The sequence below is a fragment of the Hymenobacter metallilatus genome, from assembly GCF_003944705.1.
GTDB lineage: Bacteria > Bacteroidota > Bacteroidia > Cytophagales > Hymenobacteraceae > Hymenobacter > Hymenobacter metallilatus.
The window spans coordinates 86457-104940 of record NZ_RWIS01000009.1 but is presented as its reverse complement, the minus strand read 5'-3'; the positions used below and the strand labels follow the sequence as shown (position 1 = coordinate 104940).

General features: G+C 57.2%; 14 protein-coding genes. 4 read left to right on the top strand and 10 right to left on the bottom strand.

Annotated features, from left to right (window positions below):
• Nucleotides 1-66: 66 nt before the first annotated feature.
• On the bottom strand, nucleotides 67-1116 hold the full coding sequence (gene queA, locus EI290_RS14000; protein ID WP_125431511.1) for a tRNA preQ1(34) S-adenosylmethionine ribosyltransferase-isomerase QueA: 1050 nt from the start codon (nucleotides 1114-1116) through the stop codon (nucleotides 67-69).
• Nucleotides 1117-1258: 142 nt separating this feature from the next.
• On the opposite strand from queA, the gene EI290_RS13995 reads away from it, so the two are divergent.
• The 3 genes from EI290_RS13995 (at nucleotide 1259) to EI290_RS13985 (ending at nucleotide 5046) form a co-directional block, all read left to right on the top strand.
• The gene (locus EI290_RS13995) at nucleotides 1259-2521 is read left to right on the top strand and encodes an ABC transporter permease (protein ID WP_125431508.1); all 1263 of its coding nucleotides are present in this window, start codon (nucleotides 1259-1261) and stop codon (nucleotides 2519-2521) included.
• A 291-nt stretch (nucleotides 2522-2812) separates the two neighbouring features.
• Complete coding sequence (locus EI290_RS13990) at nucleotides 2813-3676, top strand: LOG family protein (RefSeq protein ID WP_125431505.1); 864 nt, start codon at nucleotides 2813-2815, stop codon at nucleotides 3674-3676.
• A 164-nt stretch (nucleotides 3677-3840) separates the two neighbouring features.
• Nucleotides 3841-5046 carry a lycopene cyclase family protein gene (locus tag EI290_RS13985; RefSeq protein ID WP_125431502.1) on the top strand — a complete coding sequence of 402 codons (1206 nt, stop codon included), beginning with the start codon at nucleotides 3841-3843 and terminating at the stop codon, nucleotides 5044-5046.
• A gap of 79 nt (nucleotides 5047-5125) precedes the next feature.
• On the opposite strand, the gene EI290_RS13980 is transcribed toward EI290_RS13985, so the two are convergent.
• The 3 genes from EI290_RS13980 to EI290_RS13970 all read right to left on the bottom strand — a co-directional run bounded on the left by EI290_RS13980 (nucleotide 5126) and on the right by EI290_RS13970 (nucleotide 7607).
• Entirely contained in the window at nucleotides 5126-5860 is a 735-nt protein-coding gene (locus tag EI290_RS13980; RefSeq protein WP_246008956.1) for an ABC transporter ATP-binding protein, read from the bottom strand.
• A gap of 68 nt (nucleotides 5861-5928) precedes the next feature.
• On the bottom strand, nucleotides 5929-6150 hold the full coding sequence (locus tag EI290_RS13975; protein WP_019948259.1) for a DUF2795 domain-containing protein: 222 nt from the start codon (nucleotides 6148-6150) through the stop codon (nucleotides 5929-5931).
• Between the two features lie 143 nt (nucleotides 6151-6293).
• Complete coding sequence (locus tag EI290_RS13970; RefSeq protein ID WP_125431499.1) at nucleotides 6294-7607, bottom strand: DUF349 domain-containing protein; 1314 nt, start codon at nucleotides 7605-7607, stop codon at nucleotides 6294-6296.
• Nucleotides 7608-7979: 372 nt separating this feature from the next.
• Between EI290_RS13970 and ettA the strand changes: the two genes are divergently transcribed.
• The gene (ettA, locus tag EI290_RS13965) at nucleotides 7980-9647 is read left to right on the top strand and encodes an energy-dependent translational throttle protein EttA (RefSeq protein ID WP_125431496.1); all 1668 of its coding nucleotides are present in this window, start codon (nucleotides 7980-7982) and stop codon (nucleotides 9645-9647) included.
• 109 nt (nucleotides 9648-9756) lie between these two features.
• Here the strand turns inward: ettA and EI290_RS13960 are convergent, their stop codons facing one another.
• The 6 genes from EI290_RS13960 to EI290_RS13930 form a co-directional block, all read right to left on the bottom strand.
• Nucleotides 9757-11379, bottom strand: coding sequence for a Na+/H+ antiporter (locus tag EI290_RS13960; RefSeq protein WP_125431493.1), 1623 nt, complete (start codon nucleotides 11377-11379; stop codon nucleotides 9757-9759).
• Between the two features lie 213 nt (nucleotides 11380-11592).
• Nucleotides 11593-12219 carry a response regulator transcription factor gene (locus EI290_RS13955; RefSeq protein WP_125431490.1) on the bottom strand — a complete coding sequence of 209 codons (627 nt, stop codon included), beginning with the start codon at nucleotides 12217-12219 and terminating at the stop codon, nucleotides 11593-11595.
• A gap of 321 nt (nucleotides 12220-12540) precedes the next feature.
• Entirely contained in the window at nucleotides 12541-13473 is a 933-nt protein-coding gene (locus tag EI290_RS13950) for an SMP-30/gluconolactonase/LRE family protein (RefSeq protein ID WP_125431487.1), read from the bottom strand.
• Between the two features lie 853 nt (nucleotides 13474-14326).
• Complete coding sequence (locus EI290_RS13940) at nucleotides 14327-14581, bottom strand: hypothetical protein (protein ID WP_125431481.1); 255 nt, start codon at nucleotides 14579-14581, stop codon at nucleotides 14327-14329.
• A 133-nt stretch (nucleotides 14582-14714) separates the two neighbouring features.
• Nucleotides 14715-16301 carry a DUF1501 domain-containing protein gene (locus EI290_RS13935; RefSeq protein WP_125431478.1) on the bottom strand — a complete coding sequence of 529 codons (1587 nt, stop codon included), beginning with the start codon at nucleotides 16299-16301 and terminating at the stop codon, nucleotides 14715-14717.
• 123 nt (nucleotides 16302-16424) lie between these two features.
• On the bottom strand, nucleotides 16425-18152 hold the full coding sequence (locus tag EI290_RS13930) for a DUF1800 domain-containing protein (protein WP_125431475.1): 1728 nt from the start codon (nucleotides 18150-18152) through the stop codon (nucleotides 16425-16427).
• Nucleotides 18153-18484 lie beyond the last annotated feature (332 nt).

Below are 18484 nucleotides of genomic sequence, written 5' to 3'. Positions count from 1 at the left end.
AAGCCCGGTCACCAAAGGTAACCGGGCCAGCCTAGCAAAACCGGACGAATATGCAGGTGGTTTGTCTTACAGAACCAGCATGGCGTCACCGTAGCTGAAAAACTTATACTTCTCCTTTATAGCCGTCTGGTAGGCTTCAATAAGCAACTCGTGCCCCGCAAAGGCCGAGGCCATCATCATCAGCGTGCTTTCGGGAGTATGAAAGTTCGTGAGCAGGCAATTAGCAATTTTGAAGTCGTAAGGCGGAAAGATAAACTTATCAGTCCAGCCTTCGGTGGGCTTCAGGCGCGAGTTGGCCGACACCGACGACTCCATGGCCCGCATGGAAGTCGTGCCGATGGCGCACACCCGCTTCTTGGCATCCAGGGCCTTGTTTACCACCACTGCCGACTCGGCCGGAACAATAAAGTTCTCGGAATCCATCTTGTGCTTGGTCAGATCTTCCACGTCCACGGTGCGGAAGGTGCCCAGGCCCACGTGCAGGGTTACCGGTACTACTTCTACGCCCTTGATTTCCAGACGCTTCATTACCTCGCGGGTGAAGTGCAAACCGGCCGAAGGCGCGGCCACGGCCCCGGTGTGCTTGGCGTAAATCGTCTGATACCGCTCTTTGTCGGCGGCCTCCGTTTCGCGGGTGATGAAATCTTTCGGAATGGGCGTCTCGCCCAAATCGTGCAGGGCTTTGTAGAACTCCTCGTCCGAGCCATCAAACAGGAACTTGATGGTACGGCCGCGGGAAGTGGTGTTGTCGATAACCTCGGCTACCATGTCCGACTCACCAAAGTACAGCTTATTGCCCACCCGGATTTTACGAGCCGGGTCAACCAGCACATCCCACAGGTGAATTTCCTTGTTCAGCTCACGCAGCAGAAACACCTCAATCTGCGCGCCGGTTTTTTCCTTATTGCCATACAGGCGGGCCGGAAACACCTTCGTGTCATTCACAACAAACACGTCGCCTTCCGTGAAATACTCCAGGATATCCTTGAAGGTACGGTGCTCGATTTTGCCACTGTCACGGTGCAGCACCATTAAGCGCGACTCGTCACGATTTTTGGCGGGATGCTGTGCCAACAGGTTTTCAGGCAGGTCAAATTTGAACTCAGAAAGCTTCATGGGCCAGACAGGGCAATAGGTGGGGAACCTAAGGGAAAAAATTGAGCCGCGAAATTACATAGAATAGTCGGAAGAATCGTTACTTTTCGCCCGAAATCTGCTTATTGCCCTTTCCACGCCCTTTCCTGACCCCCTTCGCCGCATGAAAGCACTGCGCCTCACGCTGGAAAGTTTTCGCTTCGCCTGGCAAGCCCTGAAAGCCAATCTGCTCCGCACCATTCTCTCGCTGCTGGGCGTTACGGTCGGTATTTTTGCCATCATTGCCGTATTCACCATCGTCGACTCCCTGGAGAAGAACATCCGCGACAGTATGAGCTTCGTGGGTGACAAGGTGATTTACGTGCAAAAGTGGCCCTGGGCCTTCGGCGGTGACTATCCGTGGTGGAAATACTTTAACCGGCCTGTACCCACGGTGCGGGAGTTTCGCGAAATCCAACGGACGCTGAACCCGGCCAGCCACAATGGGGTAGCCATTTTTGCGGCTACGGGAGGCAATACACTTAAAGCCGGCTCCAACTCCGTCAGCGACTGTGCCATTCAGGGTATCAGCTTCGATTACCGCCGGGTATCGGATGTGCCGGTAGCGGAGGGCCGCTATTTTACGCAGCAGGAGATGAATGCGGCTCGCAACGTAGCCATTGTCGGCTATGATATTGCGCACAATCTATTTCCGAACGGTTCGGCAGTTGGCCAGGTGTTCAAGGCAAAAGGGCAGCGCTACACCATTATAGGAGTAATGCAGAAGGAAGGCAAAAAGCTGCTCGATACGCCCAGCAACGATACGAACTGCTACATTCCGTTTACCTCTTTCACCAAGATCTTTCAGCTTAGCACCAATGGTATGGGCGGAGCGCAGCCAACCATTGCCATAAAGGGCCGCGACGACGACCCGGGGCTGCTGAATCTGGAGGCGGAAATTCAGGGCAACATGCGCGTTATCCGGGGCCTCAAACCCCGCGAAGACGATTCCTTTGCCCTAAACCGACCCGAGCTGCTGGCCAATGCCATTACCCAACTGTTCTCGGTTATTGGTATTGCCGGGTGGGTGATTGGGGGCTTTGCCATGCTGGTAGGCGGATTTGGCATTGCCAACATCATGTTCGTGTCGGTGAAGGAGCGTACCAATATCATTGGTATTCAGAAGTCGTTGGGGGCCAAAAACTACTTCGTGCTGTTCCAGTTTCTGTTTGAGGCAGTGTTTCTGTGTTTGCTGGGCGGCGGGGCCGGCATTTTGCTGGTGTTCCTGATTACGCTGCTGCCCCAGGATGCGCTGCCCTTGTTTCTGTCGGCCGGCAATATCTCCCTGGGCCTCACGGTATCGGTGGTGATTGGCGTGCTGGCTGGCATCATACCGGCTGTGCTGGCCTCTAACCTTGATCCGGTTATTGCCATTCGGGCGCAGTAAACGGTAATGTGCAGAATGCGGGAAATGTTCGGAATGTGTATCTAGTATTCTCACATTGAGTACATTTCTCTCATTCCGCACCTTGTTCACATTTCCCATATTCGTTTCTTAGCGCAGTGTTAACAAATTGTTAACTTGCCGGTCGCTACCTTGGGTCGCCCTCTTCTTCCGTGGGGGCGGCTTTCTTTTTGCCTTTTTTTCATTGTGTACCTGGTGCGGATAATTCCCACTCGGGCTGCCAGCGCCTGTGCGCAGGCGGCCGTCCGCGCCCAATTTTCACCAGTAGCTATTATGGCGAAGCTCAAAAAAACCAGTCGCACGAAGGTGGCTGACGAAGTCCTGAATGCTGGCAGCGGCCAGACCATCGTTCAGCCAAACGTTAACGATAACAAGGTTAAAACCATCAGTGATATCCGGGAGCAAACGCACGGCGAACGGACGGTACAGCTCGACGACGAGCAGCGCATTCGTAAGGCCTTCGTGGATAAGGACTGGAACGAAATCAAGATTGCCGACTCCTGGCAGATCTTCAAAGTAATGGCCGAGTTTGTGGAGGGCTTCGAGAAGATGACCAAGATTGGGCCCTGCGTGTCCATCTTCGGCTCGGCTCGTACCAAGCCCGATAACCCTTACTACCAGATGGCCGAAGAAATTGCCGCTAAGCTGGTGCGCCACGGCTACGGTGTTATTACGGGCGGTGGCCCCGGCATCATGGAGGCCGGTAACAAGGGCGCGCACTCCGAGGGCGGCAAATCGGTGGGCCTGAACATTGAGCTGCCCTTCGAGCAATTCCACAACGCCTACATCGACCCCGATAAGGTAATTAACTTCGACTACTTCTTCGTGCGGAAGGTGATGTTCGTGAAGTACGCTCAGGGCTTTATTGGTATGCCCGGTGGCTTTGGCACCCTGGATGAGCTGTTCGAGGCTATTACCCTGATTCAGACCAAGAAAATTGGCCGCTTCCCCATTGTGCTGGTGGGCACCAAGTACTGGCAGGGCATGTTCGACTGGATTCAGCAGGTAATGCTGGAAGATGAGCACAACATCTCGCCCGAGGATATGAACCTGGTGCAGCTGGTGGACGACGCCGAGTCGGCCGTGAAAATCATTGACGACTTCTACAGCAAGTATCTGTTGTCGCCGAACTTCTAATCACGGATTGAGACGGATTTATCGGATTGCACGGATTCGTTTTGGGCAGTCTGATTAATATGTCGGATGGACGTAAGAAAAAGCCGCTTCCAACGAAGCGGCTTTTTCGTTGTTCTTTAGTACCTCCCGTGTCGTATTGTGTGCTTCAATAGTCTGCTCCTCCCGTGTCTGCATCCGTGAAATCCAACGAATCCATTTCTGCCCGTGAGTTTGATTACCTGATTGTAGGCGGTGGGGCGGCAGGGCTGAGTCTGGCCTACCACATCAGCCAAGAGCCTCGGCTGACCAGCAAGCGGGTACTGCTGCTGGAGCCCGAGACGAAAAATCAGAATGACCGGACCTGGTCGTTCTGGGCCGATGCCCCCACGCTATTCGATGGTATTGTGGCTAAGGAGTGGACGCAGATTGCCTTCCGTAGCCCCACATTTGAGCGGGTAATTCCGCTGACGCGACACCGCTACAAGATGATTCGGGGGCTGGATTTCTACCGGTTTGTGCAGCGGGTCTTGGCCGATAATCCGCAGTTTACCTGCGTAGCTACCACCGTAACCGCTGTAAGCAATGTTGCTGGCGGAGCCGTAGCTCACACCCCGCAAGGCGAGTTTCGGGCACAATACGTCTTCGACAGCCGGCCGCCGGAACTGGCTAAGCTGCAGCGGCCGGAGCGGTACCGGTATCTGCTCCAGCACTTTGTGGGCTGGGAAGTAGAAACCGAGCAGGATGCCTTTGATCCGGAAACGGCGGAGTTTATGGACTTTCGGGGCGAGCAGCAGCGGGAGGCGCGGTTCATGTACGTGCTACCTTTCGATAAGCGCCGGGCGCTGGTGGAGTATACGCTGTTTTCAGCTGAAGTGCTGCCGAAAGCGCAGTACGAGGCAGAGCTACGCCGTTATCTACAGCAGCTATTGGGCGGGCGTACTTACCGTATTACGGCCGAGGAGGTAGGCGCTATTCCGATGACCGACCACCCGCTACCGGCCCGCGACGGTGCTCATATCATCAATCTGGGCACGCGGGCCGGGCGGGCCAAGGCCAGCACTGGTTATGCGTTCAAGCGCATTCAGGAGCACTCGGCACGGCTCATGGAGGCACTGGCTGCTACGGGCCACCCGCCCCAAAACCTCACCGGCGACAGGTGGCAATTCCGGCTGTTTGATACGCTGCTGCTGGATATTATGCAGCGCCAGGGCGAACAAACCCGGGAAATCTTCACCGACCTGTTCCGGCGCAACCCCGTAGAGCGAATTTTTGATTTCCTGGACGAGCGCACGTCCTGGATAGGCAATTTTCAGATTATGAATTCCGTCAAGCCTTGGCCGTTTCTGCGCTCCATTGGGCATGTACTACGGGGGCAGCCAGGAAAACGGTGAAGTGCTGAAATAGTAAGTGGTAACTGGTGACAGATAATGCTTCGGCTGCGCCTCTGCATGACATGCTTTACGTAACTCACTACCTCACCGCCAAGCTTTCCTCGCTTTCCAGGAAAGCACGCTCGGTCTGTACCGTGGCGGCCGAAAGCGGGAGCAGAGAAGGAGAGGGACGGGAAAGGTTGATGACGTAACCGGGCAGTTCCGCCAGGTTTTCCAGGTCGTGGGTAATGCAGAGGATGGTTTTGCCTTGCTCCTGCACCCAGCTTTCCAACAGGGCAAACACCTGCCGCCGGTAGTACACATCCAGCTGCTGGGTGGGCTCATCCAGCAAGTACAGGCTGGCATCCTGCAAACTGAGCTGAGCCAGCCACACCAGCTGCTGCTCCCCGCCCGAGAGCAGCGTAAAATCCTGCCGGGCCAGATGGGCGGCGCCCACGCGGGCCAGGGCCGCATCGGCCAGGGCGTAATCGTGGGCGGTGTAGGCTCCCAAAAACCGGTGGTGCCGGAAACGGCCCATTACTACCAGCTCGCGTACCGGCACCGAAAACTCCACGTTGGCCCGCTGGGGCAGGTGGGCCAGCAGACCCCCGGCCGCCGGCCGCCGGATGGTGCGCAGCTCCTGGCCTGCTACCTGCGCAGTACCCTGGTACGGGATGCGCCCGGTAAGCGCCCGGAACAGGGTGGTTTTTCCGCAGCCATTGTGGCCGATAACCGCCACAAAAGCCGGCCCCGGCACTCTGAAACACAAATTGCGGAGCAGGACGCGCTGTCCATACCCCGCAATCAGGTTATTGATGGCTAGTGCTTGGTGCATAGTGCTTGGTGCTTAGGCAAAAAGAGGCGTCACAACACTGCTAGGCACTAAGCACCAAGCATTAGGTACTAATATTCGTCTTCGTTGAACATGAAGTCTTCCTTGGTCGGATAGTCCGGCCATACTTCTTCGATGTTTTCGTAGGGCTGACCATCGTCTTCCAGAGCCTGCAGGTTTTCTACCACTTCCATGGGTGCGCCCGAACGGATAGAGTAATCAATGAGCTCGTCCTTGGTGGCGGGCCAGGGAGCATCTTCCAGGTACGAAGCAAGTTCTAGAGTCCAGTACATAGTCGTGTGTGCTACTAAAAAAAGTGGTCAAAAGGTGAAATGCCGACAGCAAAAACCCGGCCGATGCAGGCAGACTGACACCATTACCGGTTTCACGTTGCGCGGTTCGCTGTCGACAACGTAAAATACTGCGCAAGGTTGGGCTAGCCAACCTGCTGCTGCCGGAACATGGCAATCAGCTCGTTTTTGGTACGAATTTTTCGGTCGAACGCCCTGATTTTGCCCTCCAGCATTGTCCGGAAGGCCTCATTGCCGGGGGAGTCGTTGAGTTTGCCCAGATTCTCGCTCAGCACGTCCTGCTCCTGCTTGTCGTACTTGATGAACTCCTGCAGCGCCTGAATCCGCAGGGCGGCCTGGCTTTGCGTGGTGGCAGGCTCCGCCGATACCGGCCGCTTGCGCATGTAGTGCTCCAGGGCGCTCATCTCAAATACTTTGTCGCAGGCCAGGATAAACTGCTCCCATACCCGGTCCGATTCCTCTCCGCGCACGGGACCCACCTTTTTCCAGGCGGCCTGCAGCTCCTTGGCGCGGGACACGGCCTCCTGCATGGGGCGGTGCAGCAACGCCTGCGCCTCGGCCACCAGGGCCCGCTTGCGGCTGAGGTTATCCTCGCCGGTGGTGGCGCCGGGCGTGAATTGCTGTTCCTGCCGCTTGCTTTCGATGTGCACCTTCAGGCGCTCAAAAAAGTGATTGTGAGCCGCCCGGAAGCGTGTCCAGAGGTCGTTGGCTTGCTTGCGGGGCAGGGTGCCGTCAATTTCCTTCCACTGCTGCTGCAGCACTTTGAGCTTACGGGTGGTTTCCTCAAACTCAGTAGAATTCTGCAGTGCTTCTGATTTGTGGATCAGGTCTTTGTACTGGTCGTACACCCGGTTGGTCATGGCCTTCTTCTCGGCCAGAAACTCTTTCTTACGGGCAAAAAATGCATCGACTGCGCCTTGAAAGCGGGCCTCCAGATCATCAACCAGGTGCTTCTCCACGGGACCGGTTTTGATCCAGCCCTGGCGGAGGTCCTTCAGCTTTTCGCTGCCGGCCTGCCAGTCAATGGTATCGTGCAGCGCTTCCGCCTCCTGAATCAGCCCGATTTTGGTGGCCAGGTTCTTCTCCCGGTTGCGGTTGATGGTGACTTTGATGGATTCTTCGGCCTCGGTAAGACGGTGGTAGAGGCTCTCGAAGTCGCCCAGCGCATCGTAGCTGCCTACCTGCTCCTTTAGGTGCAAGGCTTTCATCAGGTAGGAGCCTTTGTTATCCGACTCCTCAATCTTCTGGAGCAGCTCTTCTACTTTGGCGCGAAAAAGGGAAAAGCGCTGGGCAAAATATACCAGCGACGCATCGGCGGATTCTTTTACCTGACCTACCTGGCGGGCTGGGAAGGTAAGGAGCGGGCGAAGCCACACCTGGTCGCCCTCGATGTAGCCATAACGGCGGGCTTCGGCCAGCAAGTGGTCTTGTGATTCCATAATCAGATAGCGGGGGAGCGAATAGGTGGAAAAGGTCGGAGTTCGGGCCGGAAAGATGTACAAGTTTACGGGTTGTCGGGTAATTCTTTGGCCGGGCCCGGGCTTCGGAATGTTAGCGCGGGCTACCTACCTTTGAGCGGGTAGCCTCCGGCCGCCGTGGCAGACTGCCAGATTGAGCACCGCGGTAATGGCCACCGTGGAGCTACGGACCACCTACCACCGCGGTTACCCTGGCGGAGCAGCCGGTTGCGCAGGGTAGCTATCCGTGCGCAACTGCCAACCGTTGGCCGTATACCATTCTGCAAAATAGAAAGCCCCGGCAAACCCGCAAGGCCACCGGCTCATATTCTGACTTCTGACACCCTTTCAACTATGTCTGACCAACCCACCATTATCTTCTCCATGGCGGGGGTAACCAAAGTGTACCCGCCTCAGAAACAGGTTCTCAAAAACATTTACCTCTCGTTTTTCTACGGGGCTAAAATCGGCGTGCTCGGCCTCAATGGCTCAGGTAAATCGTCGTTGCTAAAGATTATTGCCGGCCAGGACAAGCAGATTCAGGGCGACGTGGTCTGGTCGCCGGGCTACTCGGTGGGCTACCTAGAGCAGGAGCCCCAGCTGGACGCCACCAAAACCGTGCGCCAGGTGATTGAGGAAGGCGTGGCCGAAACGGTGGCCCTACTCAAGGAATTCGACGAAATCAACGAAGCCTTCGGGGCTGAGGACGCCGACTTCGATAAGCTGCTGGAGCGCCAGGGCACCGTACAGGAGCGCCTCGACCAGCTCGACGCCTGGAACCTCGATAACAAGCTGGAGCGGGCCATGGACGCTTTGCGCACGCCCCCCGAGGAAGCCATCATCGGCAACCTCTCGGGCGGGGAAAAGCGCCGGGTGGCCCTGTGCCGCCTGCTGCTGCAGGAGCCCGACGTGCTGCTGCTGGACGAACCCACCAACCACCTGGACGCCGAGAGCGTGCTGTGGCTGGAGCAGCACCTGCAGCAATACAAAGGCACCGTTATAGCCGTCACCCACGACCGGTACTTCCTCGATAATGTGGCCGGCTGGATTCTGGAGCTGGACCGGGGCGAGGGTATTCCGTGGAAGGGCAACTACAGCTCATGGCTGGAGCAGAAGTCCAACCGCTTGGCGCAGGAAGAAAAAACCGAGAGCAAACGCCAGAAAACCCTGCAGCGGGAGCTGGAGTGGGTGCGCATGGCTCCCAAGGCCCGTCAGGCCAAGAGCAAGGCCCGCCTGGCCGGCTACGACAAGATGGTAAATGAGGATTCCAAGGAGAAGGAGCAAAAGCTGGAGCTGTTCATTCCGGATGGTCCGCGCCTGGGCGCTCAGGTGATTGAGGCCGAGGGCCTGCGCAAAGCCTTCGGCGACAAGCTGCTGTTTGATAATCTGAGCTTCTCACTGCCCCAGGGCGGTATCGTGGGCATCATCGGGCCGAACGGCGCCGGTAAAACCACCCTGTTCCGTCTTATCACCGACCAAGTGCAGCCCGACGCGGGCACGTTCGTGGTGGGCCCCACGGTGCAAACGGCTTATGTTGATCAGCAGCACGACACGCTGGACCCCAACAAATCGGTATTCGAAACCATTTCGGGGGGCACCGAAACCATGCTGCTGGCCGGCCGGCAGGTGAACTCCCGGGCCTTTGTAAGCAACTTCAACTTCCGCGGTGGCGACCAGGAAAAGAAAGTGGGTAGCCTCTCGGGCGGGGAGCGGAACCGGGTGCACCTGGCCACCACGCTCAAGCAGGGCGCTAACCTGCTACTGCTGGATGAGCCCACCAATGACCTGGACGTGAATGCCATCCGGGCCCTGGAAGATGCCCTGGAGAACTTTGCTGGCTGCGCCGTAATTATCAGCCACGACCGGTGGTTCCTGGACCGCCTGGCCACCCACATCCTGGCCTTCGAGGGCGACTCGCAGGTGGTGTGGTTTGAGGGTAACTTCTCCGACTACGAGGAGGCTAAGCGCAAGCGCCTCGGCGACGTGGAGCCCAAGCGGGTGCGGTACCGGAGCCTGAACTAACCGGCTTTATTTCCTGTAAACGTCCTCTTCTGGCTCCGGCCGGAAGAGGACGTTTAGGTTTTGGAGGAGGGCGAAGGGAGATGCAACATCTTGCATCTTTCCTTCTTCCTCAGTGCGGCATGTGACTGATTTTAGCCTCGTCGAGGTCGAGTTGAGCTTCCTGGTGACGGAGCATTTCTTCCTCAAATACATCCTCACGGCGGAGCACAAACAGCTCCTCCCGCTGCACCTGCAGCACATCCAGCAGCACTTGGTGGTAGCGTTGCAGGGCCTGGCGCTTAGAGTCGTCGTAGTCCAGGGCTTCCAGCAGGTTGCCGGTGCGCTGGGCTTCGGCCTGCATACGGTGCTGCAGGGCGTTAATCATCTCATTATGTTGGATGTCTTCGGAGTAGTGCCGGGCCAGGTGCGCCAGAGCCACATGGCGCAGGCGGAGGCGGATACCGGCCTCCTGGGCGTCGGTGGGCATACGCTCTTCCTGGTGGGCCACGCCCGTAAAGCGAATGAGGGCCGGCAGCGTAAGTCCCTGAAATACCAGCGTAACCAAAATTACCACGAAGGTGATAAACAGAATAAGGTTGCGCTGGGGAAATGCCTCGCCGTTGGTGAGCAGCAGCGGCACCGACAGGGCCGAGGCCAACGATACCACGCCCCGCATACCGGCCCAACCGATAATCAGCGGCCCCTGCCAGCCGGGGCTGGCCTCCTGCGTACGAATGCTTCGGAACAGCCAGCGGGGCACAAACGCCGCCGGATACATCCACAGCAGCCGAATGAGGATGATGATGGCGCTGATGATGAGGGCATAGGCAATAGCCTGCTGCAGGGAGTAATTGCCCAGGCCCTGTACTGCCACTGGTAGCTCCAGCCCAATCAGAATAAATACCAGCCCGTTGAGGGCAAACCCCACACTGCTCCACACGCTGGTAGCCTGCAGGCGGGTGTCGGCGTCAAATATTCGGTGGGAGTGGTAGGACAGCATCAGCCCCCCGCTCACCACGGCCAGTACCCCCGAAAAATGAAACTCCTCGGCCAGCAGGTACATTACGTAGGGGGCCAGAAAGGTAAGCACCGTGTTGATGCTGGGCGTGGTGGGCAGGTGCTTATGAATCAGATAAAAGCCGTAGCCCACCACTAGTCCAATAACCAGGCCCAGGCAGCTGGCCAGCAAAAAGCTTGTAATAGCCTGGTGCCAGGAGAACGAGCCCGATACCACTGCCGCTAGCGCAAACCGGAACACAATTAGACTGCTGGCGTCATTAATCAGGCTTTCGCCTTCCAGAATGCTGGTCACGCGGCGGGGTACCTTGATGCCCTTGAGCACGGAAGTAGCCGCTACGGCATCGGGCGGGGAGATGATGCCACCCAGCAAAAAACCCAGGGCCAGCGTAAATCCTGGAATCATGGCCTGGGTTACGTAGGCAACAATGGTGGCCGTAAAGAACACCAGCCCAAAGGCCAGTAGCAAAATAGGTCGCTTCCAACGCCAGAAGTCCTGCCAGGAGGTGTCCCAGGCGGCTTGATAGAGCAGGGGCGGCAGGAAAATCAGGAAAATCAGGTTGGGGTCGATGATAAGAAGGGGCAGCCCGGGCACAAAACTGAGTGCCAGCCCGGCCAGCACCAGAAAAATCGGGTAGGAGATGCGCAGCTTCTGGCTCAGCATTACCAGCAGCAACATGGCAAACAGCAGCCCCAACACCAGCAGGATGGTTCCGTGTAAGTCAGTCTGGGGCATGGGCAGAGGCGGTTGGAGGGTGGCGGGCTGGTAAGGGCCCAAAGCCGGAAGGTAGCCGCTGCCGGGCAAAAACGCTACCGTTGTCTCAGAAGGGTAAACCGCCGGATAGTGGTAAGGTGGCCCCAGAGGTAAGGTTAGCGCGTAAATCAATACCTCATGCAGGATACAGGTGCATGGTTCTGGCTTTTACTGTTACTGTACCACCACTGAGCTTTATGCGCTTACCCACCCTTCGCGTACGGCCTGTACCACCAGTCCCACCAGGGTGCGGGCACCGGTTTTTTGAAGTAAGGCGCGGCGGTGACTTTCCACCGTGCGCACGCTCAGATACAGCTGATCTGCTATTTCCTGATTGCAATAATCCTGTACCACCAGGCGCAGTACTTCCAGCTCACGGCGGCTGAAGGCAGTAGCCGGACCACCAGTGGGAACTTTGCCTGCTATTTTCGGAGAACTAACCCCCGAAAGGTAAGGGCTGAGCACCTCCACAACCGACGCGGGCACTACGTGGCGGGGTAGCCAGGATAGCCACGGGCCAGCCTGCTGTAGGTACCGCCGCAGGGCTGGAGTCAGGCGTGGTCCCGTAAACAGCAGCAGGGGCTGGGTGCTTCGGATGGCTCGCAGCTGGCTCAGGTACAAGTCGGGTAGGCCATCCAGCAGCTCAGCATCCAGAATGACCACGGCAAAGGGCCGATGATACAGCAGTTGTGGTCCGCACTGGCTGTCGGTGGCCAGCGTAATGTGTATTCCCGGCCACGCCTCTCGTAGCATACCCTCCAACCCCTGCCGGTATAATGTGGGCGGCGCTAACAGTAGCACCTCATGCGACGGGACATACATAGCCTCCTGACGTAAAATGAATACGACACATTACACTAACCAGAACCGGCAATAGGAGGAGGGAGGCAGGGCCGGATAGGTGGCCCTGATTAGCATTAGCGCGAACAGAAGGCCAATATAGATTATTATTTATATAATTAATAGTATTTTTTTAATTCATACACACAATACCCTTGCAACCCAGCAGCCAATCAATGAGTTGTGGTATCTGGCGGAAGGCAGGAAGGCTGCAGTTGCTTCGGGTTGATGGAAGGTGCAAAAAGCAATAGCACTTCCGGCCTGATGGTGGGTTTGCGCACTTCAGGATAGGGTGGAGGAAGCTTATTGCACTCCCCGCACCTGCATGGGCAGCACGTACACCGCCTCGGAGGCGGTAATAAACAGGGTGTCACGCTTTTTGCCGCCGAAACATACATTGGCCGTCCACTTCTCGGGAATGGCAATCTGCTCAATCTGCTGGCCGGCGGGATTAAATACCGTTACGCCATTGCCGGTAAGGTACACGTTGCCTTGGTTGTCGATGGTCATGCCGTCGGAGCCTTGTTCTACGAACAGATGCCGGTTCCGGAGCTGTCCGTCGGGCGCAATATCGTAGCGGTAGGTCTTATTAGCTCCAATATCGGCTACGTACACATGCTGGCCATCGGGCGTACCGATGATACCATTGGGTTGCTGCAGGTGCTCATCCACAACTACGGCAGCGGTTTGTGACGCCGGCAGAAAATATAGCTTCTGCCCCCCAAGGCCAGGGTCGGGTGCCTGGCGCGTCCAGTAGGGCCGCTGGTAATAAGGGTCGGTGAAATAGATGCCACCGGTTGTGGGCTGTACCCACAGGTCGTTGGGCCCGTTGAGCGTGTGTCCCTGCACATCCCGGAGCAGTACCGTCACTTTCCCATTGGGGGCAATTGACCAGAGTTGATTGTGCTCATCGGCGCAGGCCAATAAATTGCCTTTGCGGTCGAAATACGTGCCATTGGCGCGGCCGGCCTGGTCCAGGAAAACGGTGAGCTTCCCCTTGGTGCTGTACTTCCAGATTTTGTTGTTGGGCTGATCGGTGAAAAAAACGTTGCCGGCTTTGTCTACGGCTGGTCCTTCAGTGAAGCTGAACTGTCGGGAAACAAGCTGGGGACGCGCTCCAGCGGCAACCACGGAGCTACCAGCACCCTGAGCGGGCTGCTGCGCCAGGCAGGTGGAGGTAGCAAAGCCTAGTATACCCAGCAGGCAACCGGTACACAGATAAGCAGGAGAAAGCATAAGAGCAGCAGAAACGAGTGAAACGGCCAGAGTCAGGCCGTTATCCTCCAAAACGGAAAACAGGGCGGTGGGATGCACCGCCCTGACGAATCCTTCCGGGTTCCCCGCATTTTCCTCGGCTGCCTGCTGCTGTAGCTAGCTGGGGTTGATGCTGCCTCTGCCGCCTATACGGCTGCCGGGCCACTGCTGCGAGCATTTTCGCCAAGGCATTCAGCCGTGAGTAGCACCTTAATCAACATACGATAGGTTAGGGTACCCCTGGCAAGCCTTGCTTCCAAGCGGCCAGGCAACCTACCGAAACAGCTCGTTGCGGCGCATTGCTTTGGCATAGGCCGATTCCTGCTGCCGTTTAGCGAACATCTTACCCAGTCCCTTCTTCTTGGCTGCTTTCGTTTCCGCCTTTGGGGGCTTGGGGACAGGGGCCGCTGTAGATGCGGGGGTATAGCAGCCAGCAGCTGCAATCAGTACCAGAAAAATAGCAGTAGCCTTCATAATAGTAAGCGTAACAAGGTGGAAACAGTACTAGCGCCGCGAGCGAAGACGCCGGTAAGCAGGGGTGTGGTGACGCTTTTTGCGCTTAAACCAGGTCGGTAGCTCTGAGGAATGTGCTTTGGCAACCGAAACCGTTACTGCACAGGCCAGAGGATTGATAGGAGTAGCAGTAGCATCAGTAATAACTAGCGCGGACACGACGAAGAGGGCCAGGAAAAGAGTTTTCATGGTTGTAAAGCGAGTTTTGATTGTGTTTGTGCAAGTATAAGTCAAAATATTTATTGTTAAAATTATAATTGAAAAAATACCATAAAAAAAGCCTCTCCCACGCGGGAGAGGCTTAGTACTGAGCAGCGTACGGCTAGTTCTCGTCGGAAGCGGCTTCGGCTATTTTGGCGGTAGCAAATACGGCCACGCTAGCCAGCACCGCAATACCAATAATCAGTTGCGTGGTGGTAAAGCGCTGGGAGGCTTTGCGCAATAAGGCCCCACCGTGCTTTAGCAGATCATCCAGCTGGTCTTGCTCCCCTTTGAATACGCTGTAGGCGCTTTGCAGGGTGTTAATAACATCTTCGGGAAGAATTTTTTCGACTTCCTGGGGGAGTTGGCTGCTCATAATAGGGAAAGGCAGAGAGGTGAAGAAATACAGTAAGCCGCCGGGAAGCGGCACCGAAGGCTCTGTACGGAGTTTACCAGAATTTTGATACTCTCCAGCTTACCCTATTATTTATTCATCTCTCCCGCCGGCCTTATTCCAGGGCCACCAGCTGCGAGCTGCTGCGACCCTCTTCCTGAATAAAGCAGTGGTAAGCGCCAGGAGCCAGACCGCTCATATCCAGCGGAAGCTCGCAGGCACCGGCCGGCAGGTTTCGGTCAAGCACCCGGGCCACCTCCCGGCCTAGGGCATCAAACAGCAGTACCTGTACGTGGCCCCCCTGGGCCTCAAATGCTAGTGTGGCCCGGCCTTCGCGCACCGGGTTTGGGAACACCCGGAAACCGGTTACGCTGAGGTGGGCCGGTGTGGTACCGTTGATAACACCAGGCCTAATCACGGGAACGTACGGGAAAGGGCCGCCTACCGACGGCAGCAGCGCGTTCAGGGTAGACTGTGGCACCTGAAACCAATCCTTCAGCAAACTGGCATATATAGCTCTGAAATCAAACTGAAGCGGAACGTTGTCGTTCACGCCGGCATTCTGGGGCAGTACCGGGTTGGTGCCATGAATGCGCGGATTTACGCTGGTGCCAAATACAAACAGCGGGGCTGCGGCCCCATGGTCGGTGCCTTTGCCGGAGTTGGCCTTAATGCGCCGCCCAAATTCCGAAAACGTCATGCCTACCACCCGATCCTGCACGCTGAGCCGCCGCAAATCGTCCTGAAAAGCAGCAATGGCCTCCGATACTTTGCCGAGCAGCGTGGCGTGGGTGCCGGTGGTAGTGCTGCCAGTAAGAGGTACTTGGGTTACGTGGGTGTCGAAGCCGCCTAGGTTGCACACGTACACGCGGGTTTGCAGGCCGCCGGCCACCAGCTGGGCCACAATCTTCAGCTGGTCGGAGAGGGAGTTCTGGCCGGCTGGGGGATAGAGCGGCGAGAGGTTGCGGGCCCGGCCGGCAGCGGCCTGAATTGCCGTAGTGTACACTTGGGTTTGCTGTACAACCTGCCGGATAAACGTTAGCTCGTGGCCGGCGGGCGTATTGGGCGCGGCGTCCACCACGCCATTCAGCAGCTGATAAAAGGAGGATGTACTGGCAATGGCCATACCCATGTTCACGCTGGGCCCCTGCACGCAGTTACTCACCACCGAGCCAATGCTGATAGCCAGCGGATCGGGGTTCTGGGCGTTGGGGTAGCCAGTGGGGTAGCCGGGGTACTCGCCGTTGAGGTAGCGCCCGGCCCAGCCCGAAGTAATGGTGACGTTGGAGTCGGAGCCGGAGGTCCAGATATCCGTAGCGCGGAAATGGCTGAAGTTCGGATTCGGGTAGCCCACACTCTGCACCACACCCAGCTGCGCATTATCGTAGAGGTTTTTCATGCCCGTCATGGCCGGGTGCAGACCCGTAAGGCTGGTAAGGCGTAAGGCCTGGGGCTCCGGAATGGCAATATCGGCCCGGGCATTCATCAGCGCCGAGTACTGATCCAGGGGCAGCACCATATTCAGGCCGTCATTGCCCCCGTTCAGCTGAATCAGCACCAGCACATGGTCGGTTTGCGTGGCCCCCCCGGTTAGCTCGTACAGCTCCGGCGAAAAACCATACGCCCCAATGGGCAGGCCACTCAGTAAAGCCGGTACTACCGTGGCCGCGGCCGTCGTCTGGAGGAAATGTCTGCGGTTCATTTTTTACGCTGTTAGCGGATGGCTCCGCGCGGTTAGCTGCGGCTACGTGGAGGGCAGGAGTAAACACTGCAGGAAAATGCCAACGGATGAAAAGCTAGCAGCCAACAGCCATCAGCCAAAAAACTAGGACAGATGATACTCCGCCAGGCCCATCATGGTGCGCAGCAGAGCCTGCAGCTTGGTTTGTACAGCGGCTTTCTTGGCGGTATTGGTGGGGTTGGCCACGTAATCCTGCCACTCCACGGTCCACTCAAAATCCGGCAGCCCCGGCAGCAGCACATCATTCAGGTAGCTGAGCTGGTTGGCCGTGAGCGGAATAGGAAACAGCAGCCGGGACAGCTCCCCAATCAAAAGGTTCGCATCAGAGGCAGTGGAAGCGGGCAGGGCCTGCACCAGCGCTACGGCGTCAATCCGGAGGGTAAAGCCACTGCGGGTAATGCCGCCGCTGCTAATAAGCGCATCCGTCAGCTGATTGCGGCGGGGCAGGGTTACTGCATTAATCCACAGCTCATAATACTGTGGTGTTTGCCAGTAAGCGGGCCAGCCGGCCACGTTGGGCGGGTCGCCCAGCACTTGCTGCTGCAGGTTAGTAATCCCGTTGATATAGTCCCAGACGCTGTACTGGGTAGGGAGGCTACTGCTAGTTGGGAAAGCAACCTGTAGCTGTCGGCCAACGGTAAGAGTAAAATCGAGCGGGCTTTTAATCAGGCAGCCCATGTTCACGGCATCAAAAAAATGCTCACTGCCCAGCAACGCCCGCAAGACCGGAGCCACCTCGTAGTTATTGCTGATGAGCAGCTGGGCCAGGGGCTCAATAATGTTCTGCTCAGTGGTTGCATCAATAACGTAGTACACAAACCACCGGTACAGCTTGCGGCACAGGAAGCGGGCCGTATCGGCCTGGGCAAAAATCATGTCTACCAGGGTTTTGTACTCCTGGTCGGCACCGTTGCTGATAACGCGGCTACCAAATGCGGCGCTGAACTGCTTGGTGCCGGTATCGTGGCGGCTGGCCGTAAAATAGCCCTGCAGGGTAGTGGCATTGTCGCGCCAGCCGGTGAGCACGCGGGCTGCCGCCTTCACATCGTCTTCGGTGTAAGTGGTGTAGTTGCCCGCACCAATCAGGGGGCCTTTGCCAATGGTAAATAGCTCCAGCAGCTCCCGGCCGTAGTTTTCGTTAGGCGCACCACCAGTGCTCTGGTTGCCGTTGAGGTAGCGGAGCATGGCCGGCGTAACGGTCACCTCCTTGGCCAGCTGGCGAATGTTTCCCAGTGCATACTGGCGCAGCAGGCGGCAATACTCGTAGCCGTAGCGGGCATCATTAATATCGCCCAGCTCTACTACAAAGTGGTTGTGCCAGAACAGCGTCATTTTTTCGGCCAACGATACACTCTGCTGCTGCAGCTGCCCCAGCCACCAGGCCCGCAGGGAGGAGCGCCGCACGCCCTCCACGTTCTGATCAAAGGGTTGCGTTACCCAGGTTTGCCCGATTGGTACGCTCGTATCCGTGGCCGATACGTTTACGGGTGGAGCCGGCGCAACTGGTGCGGCCAGCAACCCGTTGAGTACCTGCGTCAGCGACTGGCCAGCTGCGGTTAGAATTTCCTGCCGGGTGGGGCCAAACAGGCTGCGCCGCAGCAAGTGCGCCGCCTGCGAGTAACCCCAGGGCCCCGTGTAAGGAGCCAAGGTTGCCGTGGAGCGTGCGGTGCGCGGCAGTTCTTGGTTGGCAAAGCGGCTTATTTTCTCGTCGTCGCCCCCGCTGGCGGCCTCATACCGGGCCGCTGCTTCAGTGGGGGAAGCCGCAGCCAGCACCCCTGCAGCAGGTTTCTGAAGAAAAGCTCGGCGGTTCATGCAGGGTAGGAGTTAGGTCGAAGGCAGGCAAAATAATGAGAGAGGTAAGAAGCACATTTAGTGGAAGCAAAGCAACAGCTGCCACCAACTACTTCCGCCAATAAGCAGGAGGTAGGCTCTGTTTGTCAAATAGTTATAACTAGTTCTTGGCTTAATGCTGGGAAAGGTGCTCCCTGAAGCTGCCACTCCTTTGCCGGTGCGCCCGCTCTGGGTTACTGACCAACCTGAGCAACAGTGCCAGCACCGGTATAGTGCGGCGCTATAGCCACTAGGGTGTTCTACTTCACAGCGGGGCGCTTACCTGAAAAATAAGGGAGGAGTCTACGCAAAAA